The sequence below is a fragment of the Streptomyces sp. NPDC102437 genome (assembly GCF_044765565.1).
Classification (GTDB): Bacteria; Actinomycetota; Actinomycetes; order Streptomycetales; family Streptomycetaceae; genus Streptomyces.
The window spans coordinates 1-17,029 of record NZ_JBIWKI010000003.1 but is presented as its reverse complement, the minus strand read 5'-3'; the positions used below and the strand labels follow the sequence as shown (position 1 = coordinate 17,029).

At 71.1% G+C, this 17,029-nt stretch carries 17 protein-coding genes and 2 pseudogenes; 5 read left to right on the top strand and 14 right to left on the bottom strand.

All coding sequences use genetic code 11. From position 1 onward, the window contains the following. Positions 1 to 12: 12 nt before the first annotated feature. Genes ACIRJP_RS05055 through ACIRJP_RS05025 form a run of 7 tightly spaced genes read right to left on the bottom strand, consistent with a single transcriptional unit; the run spans position 13 to position 4,375 of the window. Positions 13 to 447, bottom strand: a complete 435-nt coding sequence (locus ACIRJP_RS05055; RefSeq protein WP_404168250.1) for a hypothetical protein — start codon at positions 445 to 447, stop codon at positions 13 to 15. Continuing rightward, positions 447 to 953, bottom strand: coding sequence for a hypothetical protein (locus ACIRJP_RS05050; RefSeq protein WP_404168248.1), 507 nt, complete (start codon positions 951 to 953; stop codon positions 447 to 449). Before ACIRJP_RS05050 ends, ACIRJP_RS05055 begins: the two co-directional genes overlap by 1 nt. Continuing rightward, positions 950 to 1,177 (bottom strand): hypothetical protein, encoded by a 228-nt coding sequence (locus ACIRJP_RS05045; protein ID WP_404168246.1) that lies wholly within the window; start codon positions 1,175 to 1,177, stop codon positions 950 to 952. The genes ACIRJP_RS05050 and ACIRJP_RS05045 overlap by 4 nt, the downstream gene beginning before the upstream one ends. 1 nt (position 1,178) lies before the next feature. Next, entirely contained in the window at positions 1,179 to 1,592 is a 414-nt protein-coding gene (locus ACIRJP_RS05040) for an ATP synthase subunit C (protein ID WP_404168244.1), read from the bottom strand. Then, positions 1,577 to 3,019 (bottom strand): V-type ATPase 116kDa subunit family protein, encoded by a 1,443-nt coding sequence (locus ACIRJP_RS05035; RefSeq protein WP_404168242.1) that lies wholly within the window; start codon positions 3,017 to 3,019, stop codon positions 1,577 to 1,579. Before ACIRJP_RS05035 ends, ACIRJP_RS05040 begins: the two co-directional genes overlap by 16 nt. Further along, positions 3,006 to 3,935 (bottom strand): hypothetical protein, encoded by a 930-nt coding sequence (locus ACIRJP_RS05030; RefSeq protein ID WP_404168240.1) that lies wholly within the window; start codon positions 3,933 to 3,935, stop codon positions 3,006 to 3,008. The genes ACIRJP_RS05035 and ACIRJP_RS05030 overlap by 14 nt, the downstream gene beginning before the upstream one ends. Next, positions 3,932 to 4,375 carry a hypothetical protein gene (locus ACIRJP_RS05025; protein ID WP_404168238.1) on the bottom strand — a complete coding sequence of 148 codons (444 nt, stop codon included), beginning with the start codon at positions 4,373 to 4,375 and terminating at the stop codon, positions 3,932 to 3,934. The genes ACIRJP_RS05030 and ACIRJP_RS05025 overlap by 4 nt, the downstream gene beginning before the upstream one ends. 168 nt (positions 4,376 to 4,543) lie before the next feature. Here ACIRJP_RS05025 and ACIRJP_RS05020 point away from each other — a divergent pair, with 168 nt between their 5' ends. After that, the gene (locus tag ACIRJP_RS05020) at positions 4,544 to 5,410 is read left to right on the top strand and encodes a CBS domain-containing protein (RefSeq protein ID WP_404168236.1); all 867 of its coding nucleotides are present in this window, start codon (positions 4,544 to 4,546) and stop codon (positions 5,408 to 5,410) included. A gap of 96 nt (positions 5,411 to 5,506) precedes the next feature. On the opposite strand, the gene ACIRJP_RS05015 is transcribed toward ACIRJP_RS05020, so the two are convergent. After that, the gene (locus tag ACIRJP_RS05015) at positions 5,507 to 5,962 is read right to left on the bottom strand and encodes a Crp/Fnr family transcriptional regulator (protein WP_404168235.1); all 456 of its coding nucleotides are present in this window, start codon (positions 5,960 to 5,962) and stop codon (positions 5,507 to 5,509) included. A gap of 321 nt (positions 5,963 to 6,283) precedes the next feature. Further along, the gene (locus ACIRJP_RS05010; protein WP_404168234.1) at positions 6,284 to 8,611 is read right to left on the bottom strand and encodes a heavy metal translocating P-type ATPase; all 2,328 of its coding nucleotides are present in this window, start codon (positions 8,609 to 8,611) and stop codon (positions 6,284 to 6,286) included. 300 nt (positions 8,612 to 8,911) lie between these two features. Here ACIRJP_RS05010 and ACIRJP_RS05005 point away from each other — a divergent pair, with 300 nt between their 5' ends. Then, positions 8,912 to 10,654 carry a GAF domain-containing protein gene (locus tag ACIRJP_RS05005; RefSeq protein WP_404168233.1) on the top strand — a complete coding sequence of 581 codons (1,743 nt, stop codon included), beginning with the start codon at positions 8,912 to 8,914 and terminating at the stop codon, positions 10,652 to 10,654. A 32-nt stretch (positions 10,655 to 10,686) separates the two neighbouring features. Here the strand turns inward: ACIRJP_RS05005 and ACIRJP_RS05000 are convergent. The 5 genes and pseudogenes from ACIRJP_RS05000 to ACIRJP_RS04980 all read right to left on the bottom strand — a co-directional run bounded on the left by ACIRJP_RS05000 (position 10,687) and on the right by ACIRJP_RS04980 (position 14,808). Continuing rightward, positions 10,687 to 11,394, bottom strand: a pseudogene (locus ACIRJP_RS05000) (response regulator). 311 nt (positions 11,395 to 11,705) lie between these two features. Continuing rightward, positions 11,706 to 12,581 carry a universal stress protein gene (locus ACIRJP_RS04995; RefSeq protein WP_404168231.1) on the bottom strand — a complete coding sequence of 292 codons (876 nt, stop codon included), beginning with the start codon at positions 12,579 to 12,581 and terminating at the stop codon, positions 11,706 to 11,708. A gap of 60 nt (positions 12,582 to 12,641) precedes the next feature. Next, on the bottom strand, positions 12,642 to 13,643 hold the full coding sequence (locus tag ACIRJP_RS04990; protein WP_404168229.1) for an Acg family FMN-binding oxidoreductase: 1,002 nt from the start codon (positions 13,641 to 13,643) through the stop codon (positions 12,642 to 12,644). Between the two features lie 153 nt (positions 13,644 to 13,796). Beyond that, on the bottom strand, positions 13,797 to 14,450 hold the full coding sequence (locus tag ACIRJP_RS04985) for a CBS domain-containing protein (protein WP_404168227.1): 654 nt from the start codon (positions 14,448 to 14,450) through the stop codon (positions 13,797 to 13,799). 139 nt (positions 14,451 to 14,589) lie between these two features. Then, entirely contained in the window at positions 14,590 to 14,808 is a 219-nt protein-coding gene (locus ACIRJP_RS04980) for a hypothetical protein (RefSeq protein WP_404168225.1), read from the bottom strand. On the opposite strand from ACIRJP_RS04980, the pseudogene ACIRJP_RS04975 reads away from it, so the two are divergent. The 3 genes and pseudogenes from ACIRJP_RS04975 to ACIRJP_RS04965 all read left to right on the top strand — a co-directional run. Beyond that, a pseudogene (locus ACIRJP_RS04975) lies at positions 14,759 to 15,340 on the top strand (CBS domain-containing protein); the annotation flags it as partial. The gene ACIRJP_RS04980 and the pseudogene ACIRJP_RS04975 sit on opposite strands and share 50 nt — an antisense overlap. Positions 15,341 to 15,702: 362 nt before the next feature. Next, complete coding sequence (locus ACIRJP_RS04970) at positions 15,703 to 15,975, top strand: SHOCT domain-containing protein (RefSeq protein WP_404168223.1); 273 nt, start codon at positions 15,703 to 15,705, stop codon at positions 15,973 to 15,975. 462 nt (positions 15,976 to 16,437) lie between these two features. After that, a complete protein-coding gene (locus ACIRJP_RS04965; RefSeq protein WP_404168221.1) occupies positions 16,438 to 16,857 on the top strand; it encodes a CBS domain-containing protein in 420 nt (139 codons plus the stop codon). Positions 16,858 to 17,029: the final 172 nt, after the last annotated feature.

The window sequence follows — 17,029 nt, the reverse complement described above, 5'->3', positions numbered from 1 at the left end:
TGCGACCCGCGCTCACGCGCGGACCCGCGGGGTGAACTGCCAGGAACGCCGGTCCGGCACACCGCCCGATCCGCTGGTCAGGAAGTCGCCGGCGCCGGCCAGGGGACGCAGCAGACCGTCGAACACGCCGCCGAGCAGATCCGGCGCCATCCGCACCGACAGCGGCCTGCCCTCCGGCTCTGCCGGATGCCCCGGGGCTAGCCCACCCGTGTACTCGTACGCCTGGACCGTGGCCGTGTCGCCCCGGATGGCGACCACCTCGCCCGGCACCCGGTCGGCCCCGAGCACGACGGTGTCGTGCATGGCGACCGTGGCCGGGCAGGTGATCTCCACTAGTGGACCGGCGACCCGGAGGATCCGAGAGCTGAACGTATCGTCGCGCGCCGGGTGCGCCGGACCGGTTCCCGGGGCTCGCGGCTCCGCCCCCTGGCTTCCCGGGGCGGTCACTACGGCTCCCACAACGTCTCGGCCCGCGCACCCAGCCGGTTCAGGGCCCGGTCGGCGAGGGCGTCGGCCGACAGATCGACCCGGCGGCCGGACGCCTCGGCCGTCACACCGCCCCCTTCGGCGGCCGTGACCCGTGCCTCCGTTCCCAACAGGGCCCGCGCCGTCCCGGCGAGCCGGGCCTGCGGCACAGCACCTTCCATCAGTGCCCGGCGCACACCCTCACGGACCGCACACCTCAGCTCCGTGTACACCTCCGCACGGACCACGAGCTCCGCTGCCCAGGCATCCTGCACTGCTCGTACCCGCTCCCGCTCCACGCACGCGATGCCCTCGGCCGTGCCGAGGTCCCGCGCGTGCGCCAGCAGGTCCTCGGCCATCGCGCGGGCGGCGCGCAGGGTCTCGGCGGCGTCGGCCCGTGCACGGTCCCGGACCGCGTCGGCCGAGGCCCGAGCCGCACGCAGCAGTTCTGCGCGTACAGGGTCCAGCGCGTCCACGGAAGCGGTCACCGGGGCGTCACCACCGTCAGCGGGCGGGACGGATCGGGCGCCGTCGCCTCGGCCCCCAGCGTTTCGGCGGCCTCCGCCGTGAGGATCACGAGGCCGGTCGTGCCGGGAAGTGCGCGCCAAGCGCGGCGGACAGCGTCCGAATCTTCCGCGACGACGACGTTGACCCCTGCCAGCGCCAGGCCGCACACGCCGGTCCGTGCCCCGATGGCGGATACGGTGCCCATCTCAGGCTCTCCCGATCAGCAGGATCGCCACCACCAGGCCGTACACGGCGATGCCCTCCGCCAGGCCGACGATCACCATCGCTCGGCCGAACATCTCCGGACGTTCGCTCAGCGCGGCGAGCGCCGCCGCGCCCGTATAGGCCACGGCGATCGCAGACCCGATCGACGCACCGGCCACCGCTATGGCTGCCCCGATCAAGGCGGCCCCGTTGCCTCCGCCGGATCCGGCGGCCTGGGCCGAAGCCTGCGCGGGGGCCGTCAGAGCCGTGGCCAGGACGGCACAGGCCCCGCCCAGCAGGGCCAGGTTGGTGGCCAGCAGCCACCGGAAGGCGTGTCTCGCCCTGCGTCGCCGCAGCAGCCGGGCAGCGCCGAGCACCGCAGCCAGAACAGGCAGGACGATCAGCCAGGTGAGCATGGGATCACCTTCGTAGCACGATCGGCAGGTTCCGCCACCGGAACGTGCCAGGGGCAGAACGGTCGGCCCTCCGCCCCGAATAGGCGGGAGAAGAGTTCGTAGTACTCAAGCCGCAGGGCTTGCACGCCTGCCACCAGGGCCTCCAGAGCCAATGAGAGGGCCGTACCCACGGCGAACAGCATCACGGCGCCGGCCACTCCGGCGCCGCCGCGCCCGGCCAGGCCGACGGTGCCGCGCCACACCAGGTCGGCGAGCGCCGCGTGGGTGAGACCGAAGGCTGCAAGCCGGGCGAACGACACAGTGTTGGTGCCCGCGCGCACGACGACGTCGAACAGTCGTACAGCTGTCTCGGCGCATCCGGCCGGGCCGCCGGCCGTGGCCCGGAACAGTCCGAGGGCCACCAGCGCCAGCCCGGTCACCCCGAGCGCCGCCCCGGCAACGGTTGCGGGCGGCCAACGCAGGAGCAGGCCCGCCGTGGCCAGCGCGAGCCCCAGGTAGAACAGCAGCCCGGCCCAGCCCGACGCCGCGTACAGAGCTGTTCCCCAGCCCTGCTCACGTACTCGGTTGACCGCTCCGGCGGCGTGCGCGACCGTGAGCAGCCCTGCTCCGAAGACCACGGCGGCGGTGAGCAGCCGGGCAGGGCTGTCCAACGGGCTCAGCCACAGGACCGGCAGCAGCCCGGTCGGACCGAAGAACTCTCCATAGGCTGCGCCCGCGACCATGGCGGCGATCCCCGCGCCCGCCAGAAACGACCACAGCTGACGCAGCGCGGCGAGCCGGCGGGGCCGTCCGAGGCGGAGCGCGAGCGCGCCGAGGACCAGCAGGGCCCCGTGGCCCACGTCACCGAACATCATCCCGAACATCGCGACGTAGGCGAGCCCCGTCGGCCACGAGGGGTCCAGGTCGGCGTAGGCCGGTGTGCCGTACGTCGTCACGAGCGGCGTGAAGGATGCGGAGCCGCCCGACCGCAGCAGCGTCGGCGGATCCGCGCCGCGCGGGGACGGCAGCGGCACCAGCGTGCCGCCCGCGGCGGACAGCCGGTCCGCGACGCGGCGCACCTCGGCGGCTGGGCACCACCCGACCAGCGCGGCCACCTCTCCGCGTCGTACAGCGCCTGACATGAGCTCTTCCAGCTGAGCCTCGCCCGCCAGCAACCCGGCATCGTTCCGCTCTTCCAGCAGATCGAGATCGGGCGCGCCGACGGCCAGGACGGCCGAAGCGACGCTCCCGGGTGCGGTCCTTGTGGCACCGCCCCGCATCCGCTGGAGCCGCACCGCCGCCGCTCCCGGAGCGGCTTCCTCGGCACGGTCCAGCTCCACGCAGCCGGCCTCGGCGATCCGCACCAGCGAGCCTCGCAGGGCGGCCTCCGGGACGATCACTGCCACACGGCGCATCCGGACCGGTGCCATCGCCTCAGACCAGGGCATCGAAGACCTCCCGGTGCCGTCCGCCGCGTGCCGCCGACTCCAGCGCCGCCCGCACCCGCCAGGCGTCCACGGACAGCACCGCGACCGCGCCGACGACGACCCGCGGCCCGCAGCGACCGTCGCGCAGCATTGCCGCACCGTCGCCCTGCACCGTCCGCCACCAGTGGGCTTCGGCCTTCCACAGAGCCCCCGGTTCGTCGGCCTCCGCCAGGACCCAGCCAGCCGTAGCGGGAAGACGCTCGCGGAACTCCTGGTACGAGGCGGCCGCCGGCGCCCGCGCCCCGAGCAGCCGTGCCGCGTCACGCCGCGCCGGCTCCGGAAGAGAGCGCCGGTACACGAATCGTTCACGGGCCGTCAGCAGGGCGGCCCGCCCCCGGGCCCAGCGGTGCGCGGGCGCCACGGCGATGGCGGTGCGCCGCGCGGCCGCCATCCGCATCCCTGTGACCAGGGCCCACGGCGTGTCATCGCCCGGATCACCCCAGGGCGAGGCGGCGAGCGCCGCCCGCAGTTCCGCGGGTGTTCCGGCACGTTCCAGACCCCGCCAGGCGGTCTCCAGGGCCCCGAGCCGGTACGGCTGCAAAGTATCCACGCGGCGACCGTCCGGTGCGGCCAGCCGGGAGGCCACATTGGCGATCTCGAACCCCGCTGCCAGCGGAACGAGCAGACGAACACCGCCCTGGGGGAGCCAGCCGGCCAGCATCCGCAGATGCCACAGCAGCGTGGCGGTCACCGCCCGCTGGGCCTCGGGCAGGCCGACCGCCGCCCGCGCACCTCTCGCGTACGGCGTCGCCGCCAGGCACCGCAGGGCATCGTCGAGCGTGTCGCAGGCGGCGACCTCCCGCGCACCGCCGACGCCGGGGTGCCGGCCGGCCAAGGCCTTGGCCCGCACCGACCCGGCGGTCCAGCCCGAGCTCATGGCGCTTCGCCCTCGTCCGGGCCGCAGGCCAGGTGCAGCGCGTCAGCCACCGCGTGGTCCACCAGATCAGGTATGCGCTGCCTCGCCCGCCTCCGGACAGTCGCGGCAGCCCGGTCCCCGGCGGCGCGAAGGGCGTCCGTTTCCCGCCGGGCGTCCCGGCGGACGGGTTCCGCGGCCTGCCGACGGATCTCAGGAGCCTGCGCCCGGGCGGCTGCGACGAGCTCTGCCGCTTCCCGCGCGGCGTCCCGCCGCACGGCCTCGGCCGCCTCGTCCGCCGAGGCCCGGATCCGTGCCGCCTCCCGCTGCACATCCATCAGCTGCGTGAGTGTGGGCTCCAGTTCCGCGACACGCTCGGCCGTACGGTCGGCGGGCACGCCGGTGGCGGACGGTCCCGGTGTTCCCGCAGGACGGAACCGCTCCAGGAAGTCCCGCAGACTCATCGGCGGCCTCCCGTCTATCGGCTGCTCCTTCATTCTCACCGTTCCCGTTCCACCCCGCACCGGCATAGGGCCGTCACGCCGTTCCACCAGGGCCGTTCGGCTCTTGGCAAGGCCAACCGGAGCGGAAGACTGGGACGGTAGGCAACCCGACGGAGTCCGGAGGCCGCCGTGAACAGGCACGAGAACCACTCCGCGCAGGCCGAGGCCCGGCGGGACCTGCCTTCCCGGCCGGAGAGCCCCCGCGAGGCGGAACGGCAGGGCGCGCTGATTCGCTATCTCGGAGCTGTGGCCTCGGCCGCGGCCGGGCACGCACGCGCCGAGGAGCAGGCTCCGGCAGGCGGCACAGCCCGTTCGGCGCCGTCGCCTCCGCAGCCGTCCCCGCCACCCGGGGCGGGGACACCTCCGGTGCGGGACGTGATGGACGTACCCGCCGCCTCTCTGCGCGACGATCTGCCGTACCGCGACATCGCCCGCCTGTTGGCACGCGAGCAGGTCGGCGCGATTCCGGTCGTGGACGACGAGGATCACGTGGTCGGCGTCGTCTCGGAGTCCGATCTGCTGGCGAAGGTCGCCTTCGAGGCCTCCGGCCACCGGGTCGGACGCATCGGCAGGCTGCGCGAGCGGCGAATCCACGGCAAGGCCATCGGCGAGACAGCGGCCGACCTCATGACGAGTCCCGCGATCACGGTGCTGCCCGACGCGACCGTCGCCGAGGCCGCTTGGCTCGCTGCGCTGTCCCGGCTGAAGAGGCTCCCGGTCACCGATCGCGGGGGCCGCCTGGTCGGCGTCGTACGACGCGACGCGCTACTGCAGGCTCTCATCAGGGACGATGCCGAAATCCGGGCGGAGGTCATGGCCAGGATCGAGTCGTGCTGCCCGCCCGGCGGCCGGGAATCGGTGGAGGCGGCCGTGCACGAGGGCATCGTGGAGTTGACCGGGAACATGCCGACGGCCGACGCGGCTCGGCTGGTGGCGGAGGTGGCAGGCATCGCGGATGTCGCCGAGGTGAAGAACCTCCTCACCAGCGGGACCTGACGGTGCGTGAGGAGACCCGAGTGTACGGACGGGCGCGTGCGGCCCCGGCGGGCGTCACCACGATGCGTATACCGTCCTCCCTCCAGTAACGGGCGGTCACGTCAGACCACCACTGCCGTAAGGGGCGTAGAGGTCCAGCAGCCGGACCCGGGAGGCGTGCAGCCGCTGGGCGACCACCCGGCCGACCCAGACCGCGATCGCCCGGCCGAACTCCGGATCCTCGGCACACACCGCCCGGACCGCCTCCGCGTCGAACTCCCAGGCCCGTACCGGGCTCATCGCCTCGGCGCCCAAGTGCCAGGTGAAGGGCGGGAAGTGCCAGGACCAGCCGACCAGTTCGCCGCGCCCGATCGACTCGATGACGGCGGAACGACGGCCCGGCACATGCAGATCGAGGGCGATGGTGCCGGTGCGGATGACCCAGAAGTGGTCGGCGCGCCGGCCCTCCTCGAACAGCCGGGTACCGGCATCGAAGGAGACTTCGCGGGCGAGGCGCAGCAGGCGGTCGCGGTGCTCGGTGGGCAAAGCAGTGGTCATGGTGGTGGAAGTCATCACACCGGCTCCCTTCGTGTCGCTGTTTCACAGCGTGAGCGCTCGCAGGTCCCGCCACCAAGGGCCGCTCGGTTCCGACCAGGGCCCATCGGCCCATGCGAGCCACCCCTGGCCGCGCGTACGCCGCTGCATCCTCGGTGAGGGCCGTCGTGCCCGGGCACTGGGCGTCCGGCAGCCGGCTCGCCCGCCCACTGCCACGGCGCACCGGTCGGGCGGTGGCCGGCGCGGAAGCGGGACCGAAACCTGAGCACCGCGCTCCGCGCCAGGGCCGCAGGCCCCGGGCAGCGACGCGGCGAGCGGGGGAGCGCGGCCCCGGTCGGCTTACTGGGCCAGCGAGAAGTAGTTCTCCTCCTCCTGCGTGAAGTGCAGGCGCAGGACCGTATGCAGCCCGTACAGGCAGCAGCGCAGATCGTCGAGCTGGCCGGGGGACAGGCCGCCCTCGGCGTGGGCCAGCCGCAGGTGGGTCGCGATGCGGCGGGAGAGGCGTTCGATCTCGGTGTGGGCGCGGCTCATGGTGGCCGTCGACTCCGGCCCGCCCAGGGTGGGCGCGAGCGCAGGGTAGAGCTCGTGCTCCTCGGCGTACTCGTGGGGCAGCAGCCGCTCGGTGAGCAGCCGATGCGCTTCTTCGACGGCAGTCAGGGCCCGCGGGCCGGGGCCGTCCGAGAGATGGTCCGCCGCACCGCGCACCGCTTCGAGCACGTCCTGGAGGTCGTCGTGTTCCGACGCGAAGCGGTGAATGAGTTCCTCGGCCGCGGGCGTCAGCGCCGGCCGCGCCGCGCGGTCCACGCACAGCGCGCGCAGGGCGTTCAGGATGACCGCTACGTCGATGGCCTCCTGGAGCAGGGCCCCCGGGGCGGGCGGCAGCAGGCCGAAGGCGGCCGCGGCCATCGCCGCCACGGACATGGCCATTCCGGCCACGGCACTCTGCACGGCAATCCGGGTGGCTCGTACGGCGACGAAGACGGCGTCGGCGAGCCGGTCCACCCGGTCGGCGGTCAGCACGATGTCGGCCGCCTCCGACGAGGCGGTCGAGCCGCGAGCACCCATCGCCACACCGATGTCAGCCGCGGCCAGCGCGGGGGCGTCGTTCACGCCGTCCCCCACCATGACGGTGACCGCGCGTTCGCGTTCGGCCCGGACCACGGCGACCTTGTCGACCGGGTCGAGCCCGGCGCGGACATCGTCCAGACCTAGGACGGCCCCCACTTCACGCGCCGGCTCCGCTCGGTCCCCGGTCAGCATCAGCAGTCGCTCGATGCCGGCGGCCCTCAGATGACGCAGGGTCCGTGCGGCGTCATGGCGCAGGGGATCCCGGAGCAGCACCGCACCCACCGGACAACCGTCCACGGCCAGCCAGGCCACGGTCGCGCCGTCGAGAAGCGCACGGTTGTCCGCTGCCCTGGCCCAGGGCGGGCGGGCATCGGACATGTCGAAACGGCCGACGGAGAGCCGTTGGCCCTCCACGGTGCCCGAAGCACCCCGGCCGGGCTGCTCGGTGACATCGGACGGGACGGACAGGACCAGCTTCCGTTCGTGCGCGCTGTCGACGATCGCCGCGGCCAGGACATGGGGTGAGTACTGGTCCAGCGAAGCGGCCAGCCTCAGTACCTCCGCCGGCCGCCATCCGGGTGCGGCGAGCACATCGATGACGCGAGGGCGCCCGCGGGTGAGAGTGCCGGTCTTGTCGAGCAGCAGGGTACGGGCCCGGCCCAGGTTCTCCAGAGCGCCACCGTCGCGCATCACCACTCCCAGGCGCGAGGCGCGGGAGAGCCCGGAGACGATGGCCACCGGTGCGGCCAGCAGCAGCGGACACGGGGTCGCGACCACCAGCACCGCGACCGCCCTCACCGCTGAGCCACTGAGCAGCCATGCAGCTCCCGCCACTGCCAGGGTGAGCGGAAGGAACCAGGCCGCGTAGCGGTCGGCCAGCCGTACCACGGGCGCGGCCCCGGCCCCGGCCTGCTCGGCCAGTCGCACGATCGCGGCGTATGTGCTGTCCTGCTCGGTCGCCGTGGCGCGCAGCTCGAAGGCGCCGCCGGCGTTGAGCACACCACTGCGGACGATGTCGCCCACCGGCCGCGCGACGCTCAGGGACTCGCCCGTGAGCACGGATTCGTCGAGCTCGGCCGCGGCGCCCTCCACCCGCCCGTCGACCGGGACGACCTCGCCGGGCCCCACGACGAGCAAGTCACCCGTGGCGACTTCGCTCAGTGGGACCGTGGAGACCCCGGCCGCTGTCCGGCGCCGTGCCGAGCGAGGCGCATGCTCCAGCAGTGCCGTCAGGTCGTGCGAGGCACGCCGCCGGGCTGCCGCTTCCAGTGTTCGCCCGGTGGCCAGCATCAGCGCGATGAGTACCCCGGCCAGGTACTCATGGACGACAAGGGTGCCACCGAGAGCGAGGACCGCGATCAGGTCGACGCCGGCCCGGCCGTGGCGGAGCGCGGCGGCCACCCAGCCCACCGCCGGTGGCACCGCGAGCAGGGTGCCCAGGCCCCACAGCAGGTCGGCGAGGCCCTCGTCGCCGGTGAGCCAGGCGGCACCTCCTGCGGTGAGGGCCGCTGCCGTGACGGTCAGTAGCGCGGGCTCCAGCCGTGAGGTGACCGCTCCGGCCGGCGAGCGCAGCCGTGTGACGAAGGCAGAGCGATTCATGACGTACCTCTGTCCGTCGGGCATCGTTGCCTGCGGTTCTGTCCCTGTCCATCACACCCTGGCGGGGCGGGCCTGTGGCAGGGGACGAACGGCTCTGTCACCGGGGCCGTGCAGCCGCTCCTCGCACCTCCGGGCTCCGGGTCGTGATCGCGGCGTGTGCACAAGCGGGGTGGCGGGACCCGGTGTGACGTCCTTGACGCTTCGCTGAGCCGGTCGCTGCTCAGCGGATGCTTCTCACCGTGAGGCTACTACCGTGAAGAGGTGACCCCGCCGCACTATGCAGGTCATGACGGAGGCACCGTGGGCGACAACAGCGACAACAGCGACAACGGCGACAAGGGATCCGGCCACTGCGGAGAGGCACGCCGCTGGCTGGGAACGCTGCCGGGCGATCTCCAGGAACGGCTCGACGCCGTGATGCGGGGCCCGGTCGAGGCGGCGCTGCTGCTGGACGCCGTCATGTCGGTGGGCAGAGAGCTCGATCTGCCCCAGGTGCTGCGTCGGATCGTCGAGGCTGCGGTCGTCGTGGTCGATGCCGAGTACGGGGCCCTGGGAGTGGTCGGTGAGGGAACCCGGCTCGCGCAGTTCCTGCCGGTGGGCATCACGGCGGAGCAGCGCGAGGCCATCGGCCCGCTGCCAGAGGGACACGGCATCCTGGGCGAGCTGATCCGCCACCCCGAGCCGTTGCGTCTGGTGGAGCTGTCCGAGCATCCTTCGTCCTACGGGTTTCCGCCGAACCACCCCCCGATGCACTCGTTCCTGGGGGTTCCCGTCCGGGTTCGCGAGAAGGTGTTCGGAAATCTGTACCTGACACAGAAGCGGGGAGGCAGAGTCTTCGACACCGAGGACGAAACCGCGCTGTCGACGCTCGCGGTGGCGGCGGGCGTGGCCATCGAGAACGCCCATCTGTATGCGGAGACGCGCGATCGCCAGCGCTGGCAGGAAGCCAACAGCGAGATCGTCGCGGCTCTGCTGAGCGGGGCGGACGAGGCACGCGTCCAGCAGATGATCGTTGATCACTCCTCACGCATCCTTGCCGCGGATCTCGGTGTGCTGGCACTGCCCGTGGAAGGGAAGTTCCTCCGGGTGGCACAGGCGTCCGGGGTGGATGCCGAGACGCATCGCGGTCTGGTCCTGCCGCGAGCGGGATCTTTCGCCGGTGCCGCCCTGGACGCGGGGGAGCCGATCACCAGCCTCGATATCGCACATGATCCGAGGATCACCGAGGGCCCGCCGAGGTGGATGGGACTCGGCCCAGCGGTCGCGGTGCCGATGGTCACGGGGGAGCGGACCCGTGGAGTGCTGCTGCTGGCCCGGGTACGGGAGCATCCCGCCTTCACCGATGCGGAGACCGCCCCTCTGCTGGCGTTCGCCGGACAGGCGGCACTGGCGTTGGAACTCACCGAACGGCGCGAGTCCGCCGAGCAGATCGCCCTGCTGGAGGAGCGCGACCGTATCGCCAGGGATCTGCACGACCTGGCTATTCAACGGCTCTTCGCCACCGGGATGACGCTGCAGAGCGTGGTTCGGCTCGTGCAGCAGCCACAGGCGAGCGAGCGGCTGCTGCGCGCGGTGGACGATCTGGACGAGACGATCAAGATCATCCGGTCCACTATCTTCGGACTCCGTGCCGGTGGCCCGGGTCGGGCCGGCCAGGGGTTGCGAGCCCGGACAGCGGCCACGGTCGAGCAGGCCACCCGGACCCTGGGCTTCCAGCCGTCGCTGCGGATGGGAGGGCTGATCGACACGGATGTAGCGGCCGAGACCGCTGAGCAGGTGATCGCGGTGCTCGGCGAGGCGCTGAGCAACGTAGCCCGCCATGCGCGGGCCACGGCGGTGGACATCTCGCTGGTGGTGGGAGAAGGCGAGGTGAACCTGATCGTCTCCGACAACGGTGTGGGCATGCCCAGGCAGTGCGATTCCCGCAGCGGGCTCGACAACCTCGCACGGCGCGCCGAGAAACTCGGCGGCGAGATGAATGTGGGGCAGTCCGCACAGGGCGGAACCAAGCTGAGCTGGCGGGTGCCGCTGCGGCTGACCTGATGCCGCGCGGGTCGCTACGAGGAGCCGTACGGTCAGATTTGATGGGGCTCGGCACCCGGCGGGGAAGCTTCCGAGGTGTGTGCGGCGATCACCGCGTCCTGGATACGGCGTTCGACACCGAGCGTCGCGAGCAGACGGGAGATGTGGTTCCTGACCGTCTTCTCCGACAGATAGAGGCGCTTGCTGATCTGGCTGTTGGTCGGCCCTTAGCCGATCAGCGCGAGGACATCCTTCTCCCTTGGGGGCAGCCCTGACAGCGCGTCGTCCTCCTCGGAGCCGGAACCGGGCTGCTCCTCGCGCAGGCTGTTCATCAGCCGTGCCGTCGTGGACGGATCGAGGGTCGAGCGCCCGGAAGCCAGTGTGCGGACGGCGGTGACGAGGTCCGAGCCCTTGATCTCCTTCAGTACGTAGCCGGCCGCGCCGGCCATGATGGCGTCGAGCAGTGCGTCGTCGTCGAACGAGGTGAGCATCAGGCAGGCCAGTTCCGGCATCCGAGAGCGCAGCTCACGGCAGACCGTGATCCCGTCGCCGTCCGGCAGCCGCACATCGAGAATCGCGACGTCGGGGCGGAGCGCCGGACCGCGGGCCAGCGCGTGATCGGCTGTGCCGGCGTCGCCGACGACTTCGATGTCGGGTTCCGCGTCGAGCAGATCCTGGACGCCGCGCCTGACCACCTCGTGGTCGTCCAGCAGGAACACGCGGATCGGCCTCTGCGCCGAGAACCCCGTGTCGTCGCTCATGGTGGCCTCGGCTTCAAGAGGTGCGCGGCCCCGCTTCGCCCCCGTGAGTTCGAACAAGCGGAACACACCAGGGTCGACCGGTCCCGTACCGAACGATATGCGTGCTTGCGCGGGGTCGCCCGGCCAGGCGGCGAAGCGTCATCCGCCACACGTCCCTCGTGGGTATCCGGTCCGGCCGTCGGGCCGACCGCGGTGCCGCCGTCCCCGGCCCCTTCATCGTGCGCCACTTAGGGCATATGGTGCGTAGGCCGACCGGCCTGATTACGCGACCCCCCTCAGCCCCCTTGATGACCGGTGCAGAGCTCAGGTGTTCAGCGGGTGTCCGGGACGACTGCGACGGGACAGGAGGCGTAGTGCAGCACCGCGTGGTTCACCGCACCGAGGTGGTGACCACGGTGTTCACCGGCACGACGCGCGCCGACGACCAGGAGCTCCGCTCCCTCGGCCTCCTCGATGAGTACCTGGTGCACGGGACCCTGCACCACCGACCGGTGGACATCGGCTTCGGATCCGGTCCGTTCGAGGACGGCCAGGACGTCCTCGAGGTGTTCCTCGGCCCGCTGACGGTGTGCGGAGGCCGGGGAACCGGCGAGGAGCGGATGATCCGCGGATTCGTGGGCAGGGCAGCGCCAGGCGCGTACGGCGATCAGCTCGCCGTGGCGCGACGCCGCCTGGGCGAGTGCGAAGCGGGCGGCTGCTGATGGTCCTGCGGCGTCGCCGATTCCGACGACGACGCGGCCAGGTTTCGGCTGAGCGGCCAGTGCGGCCGCCGGGATCACGACGACCGGGCAGTGGGACCGGCCCGCTACGGCGAGGCTCACGGACCCCAGGAGCATGCCGGTGATCCGGCCGCGGCCACGGGAGCCGAGAACGACCAGGGCTGCCTCATGGCTCTCGCGCACCAGCGCGCTCACCGGCTCCTCGGGCTGTACGTCGGCGATCACCTTCACCTCCGTGTGGAGGCGGCCTACCCGTTCCTGCGCGGATGCGACGACATGCTCGGCGAGGATCTGCTCGGCTGGACGCCCGGTGTCGAAGGTGGGACGCATGCCTTCGTAGCGCTCCCACAACGACGCGTGGACGACGCGCAAGGGAAGCCGTGAGCGCGCCGCTTCCGAAGCGGCCCAGTCCAGGGCACGGAGACTGCCCTCTGATCCGTCCACTCCGACGACTATCGAGAGCTGCATGGCTCCTACCGCCTTTCCTGCTCGGATGGCTGCCTGCTGCGGTGTATGCGGTCAGGGTTTCTACGGTTCGATGGTCAGCACATCGCCGATAGGACGCCGTGGGGTGCGCGGCCCGTGCGACCCGTACCCCAGACGAATGATCATCTGCGGGTGTCCCGTGCCGAAGACCGGGTCGCGCAGGATCCAGCGCAGGTCCGGCCATTCGAGGGGCTGGGTCGCGAATGACATGGACACCTGGTGGAGCGTGGCCGTCAGCAGGACGCGTTCCAGGGCCTGGCCCGCGCGCAGCCAGTCCATGACGCGGTCGCCCGAGGTGCTCAGCAGGGCCAGTTGAGGGCGATGCTCGAACAGGACACGGACCCGGCCGGGGATGACCCGGGTCCCGGCGAAATCGCGGGTGGTGGCTCGTTCGGAGGCGTCGCGGGGCCCAAAGGCGTAGTCGGGGATTCCGTCCACGGGAGCCTTGCTCGTCGTGTTCCGCGTCCAGCGTTGTTGCTCGGCCTCCCGCGCGAGGTCTCCGCGGTCGTACCCCTCGGCGTCCCGGATCAGTCCGAGCACGGTCTCCAGGTGGATCGGGGTCAGGAACGCGAAGTCCGCACCCTCGGTACGGGCCGCGTCGGCGAGGCGTGCCCGGATGTCCTCGGGGACCGGCCGTTCGTCGAACGGGAAGCGGCTTGTGTGCCGGTCCTTGATCGCGGGGTGGAGAACGGCAAGGGCTTCATCGACGGGTTTCCGCAGCTCGTCCGGGTGGATGCCGAGGCGGACGGTGGCCAGTACTGCGGGGTCCGACGATGCGGGCAGCAGTGAGACGGCCGTGTCCAGGCTGTGGTGGGCGGCGGAGACCCGCAGGTTGAACAGGGCCGCGCCGCAGCCGATGTGAAGGGCGCGGGTGGAGGGATCGGCCTCGGGCATCGCGCGCTCGAAGTCCGCCCGGAGCGTGAGGGTGTGGCTGCGACGTCCGTAGTGGAACTGCCAGGGCTGGGCGTTGTGCATGGACGGGGCGGCGGTGGCATCGGCGACGAGGCCGGCCAGCGCGGTGTCGTCGAATGCTTCGGTGAGCATCGTGGGCTCCCGGGGGCGGGAAGGGGCGATGGCTTCAGCATGGAGCGGCTCGCCGCCCGATACGTATGGGCCGTTCGTCCCTGTCTTGGTCCCGGACGGCTCCTCGGCAGGAATACCTCTGTTCCCTGGGACCACAGCCTGTCCGGACAGCCCTCAGGCCGGTGCCGGGCCTTCGAGCCGGCAGTCCACGCGGACGACGCCCTCCACGGATTGAGCGAGGCGGGCGGCGACGGGAATGAGGGCGGTGTCGGGGACATGGCCGGTGAGCGTGGCCACCCCCCAGGTGACGTCGACCTTCACGTCCCGGTGAGAGTCGGGGAACAGTCGGTCGACGACCTCGCGGCGTATTTCGGCGGCGAGGTCGTCGTCGGGGCGCAGGAAGATCTTGAGGAGATCGGCGCGGCTGACAATGCCCTTGAGCCTGCCATCGGCATCGACGACCGGGAGGCGCTTGACACGCCGGCCGGCCATGAGCCGGGCGGCCTCCGGCAGGGAGGCGCCGGGCCCGATCACAACGGCGGGGCTCGACATCAGTTCCTCGGCCCGGATCGAGCCGGCCTTGGCGGTGTCGCCCAGCCGGCGCATCTGGTCGATCATGCCGGGCGGGTGGTCGTGGAACTCCTCCTTCGGGAGCAGGTCGGCTTCGGAGACGATGCCGACGACGCGGTCCCCGTCTGCGACGACCGGCACGGCGGTGACCTTCCACCGCTTGATGGCGTCGGCGATCGCCTTGAATTCCGTGTCGGGTGTGACGGTGACGACGGTCTTCGTCATGACGTCGTCGACGGTGTACCGGGTGGAGGTCATGGCAGGTTCCTCGATGGAGCGGGCGAGTGGCTGGTTGCAGCCATGGTGGCGAACAGGAGAGGACGGGGCCGGTGCGGCCCTGGCGTCGGATCTGCGACGAGTGAGGCTCCGTGGCGTACACCGATGTGTCTCCCGTCCTTCATTCACAGCCTGGCACCGCGGAGAACGAGCCGCGCGCGACAGCCTCGTGGCGCCGCTCAGTGGACCCGGCCTCTCCAGGTCTGGGTACGACCGCTGTCCAGCCCAGCTCACGGTCGATCCGGTCCGGCAGGGCGTTGGACGACGCCTCCTCTCCGTGCACCACATAGGAGAACGATGTCGCCGCGGTGCCCGTGGTGGACGAGCTGGACCGGCCCATGGGCGTCCTGTCCGAGGCCGATCTGCTGCGCAAGTCCGCAGACATCGCCGACCCGACCGGCCGGACCCCGATTCCATGCCTGGAGGAGTGGGAGCGGGCCAAGGCCGAGGAGGCCAGGGCCGAGGAACTGATGTCGGCGCCCGCGGTGTGTGCTCGGCCGGAGTGGACCGTGGTCGAGGCGGCCCGCCTCATGGAAGTGCAGGATGTGAAGCGTCTGCCTGTTGTGGACGACACGGACAAGCTGCTGGGCATTGTCAGCCGCAGAGACCTGCTGCGGATTTTCCTGCGCCGAGATGAAGCCATCCGCGAGGAGACCAACCGGGATCCGCTGCAGCGGAAGATGGACCTCGGACCCTCGGAGGTGATGGTCGAGGTCCGGCAGGGCGAGGTGGCCCTGACAGGTGCCGTCGAGTTCAAGAGCTTGATTCCGGTCATCGAACGGCTCTGCCGGAGCGTTGACGGAGTGGTGTCCGTCACCGAGCACCTGACGTTCCGGATCGACGACGTACCGGGTTCGCCCGCTGGCAAGTGAGCCATCGTCCGCTGTCGTCCGACCACAAGCCCGACGGCAGTGCCCTCGGTACGTCCTTTCCGGGAACACTGCACACCCGTCAATCCCTGCCGCCGTCCTCCACGCCTTGGAGCTGGCGCAAGGGGCGACAGCAGTGTGGAAGGGTGACTCCCGCACCGTTGTTCCTTCGATGTGTCGTGCTCCACAGAGCGCCGAGGCACGCGAGGGCCACCGCCTTGAGCGGACTTGTGAGTGACCGACCGCGTACAGATCACACGGACCGTTCAGCCCCCTGAAAGGGCCCACGTTTCCCTTCCTTGTCGGCGTCATGCAGCGCCGCTGTGGAATTTGAAGGGCCGGCCGTCCCGAAGAAGGTGATCGGCATGATGTGGTACGACGGACGCTGGGCCTGGAGCGGATGGCTATTCATGACCGTGATCATGGTGGTGTTCTGGTCGTTGCTGATCGTCGGGATCGTTGCCCTCACTCACTACCTCACCAATACCCACCGCGGTCGCCAGCCGGGTTCGTCCTCCGGTGAGCCGGCATGGGGAAGCCGGCGAGCCGAAGACCTGCTTGCGGAACGGTTCGACCGGGGGGAAATCGACGAGGAGGAGTACAAGCGCCGCCTCACGCTGTTGCGTGAGCAGCGGTGAACAGAGCGCTGTCACACACCGCGACCGGGCCCTTGAAGGCTGGCGGTGCGGGGACCACATGCGACGCGAGAAGAGGGGCGCGCGCTTCGCAGGTTCGGCGTGTGCACCCTGCCCGTTCTGGACAAGCATCGGCGTGTCGTCGGACTCTTGACCACCTACGACTTCGACGTCCTCGATCACGGCTGCAGCCCTATGTGGCTGACCGGACTTGCCTCCAGCTCGCAGTAGCCGGCGAGGGCAGCAGCAACCGTCGACGCCATGGCCCCGGAGAACACCAAGAGGGATCACCATCCGATACCGAGATCCCGTCCCGAACGCGGTCAGGCCAGGCGCGGCGACTCTGGGGGCCAGCATGCGTCGGGGATACGAAGAACCCACACTGGTTTCAGGGAGGAAGGATTCGGGGCGTGGCCGGACCTGCGGGCTCTGCCGCGTGGATCATCAGGCTCGAAGGAGACGGCCATGACCATTGCACGGGAGATCATGCACGCCGATGCAACCTGCATCCAGGAGAACGAGACGCTGGACGTCGCGGCGCGCCGGATGAGCGAGCTGGACGTCGGAGCGCTCCCGGTATGCGGGCCGGACGACAGGCTCCACGGCATTGTTACCGACCGCGACATCGTGGTGAAGTGTCTCGCCAAGGGTAAAGACCCGAAGAGCATGACCGCAGGCATGCTGGAGCAGGGTAAACCGATCACCATTGACGCTGGGGCCGACTCGGATGACGTTCTGCGGGCCATGCAGGAGCACAAGATCCGGCGGCTGCCGGTCATTGAGAACCATCGCCTGGTCGGCATGATCAGTGAGGCGGACCTCGCACGTCGCCTACCGGAGGAGCAAGTGGGCCACCTCGTCGAGGTCATTTGCGCCACGAAGTGACCGTCGGGGTGGCATCCCGGTGCTGCCTTGACGGTGTGTCCTCGCCCGGGGTGGCCAGGCAGTACTCCGGCACCCTGGGGGCCTGTAAATGAATAACTGTCAGGTCTCCTCTTCGAAAGGGCCTGGGACGGGCGACAGGCGGGCTCGCAGTTGCTCCAGAGTCCGAGCCGGT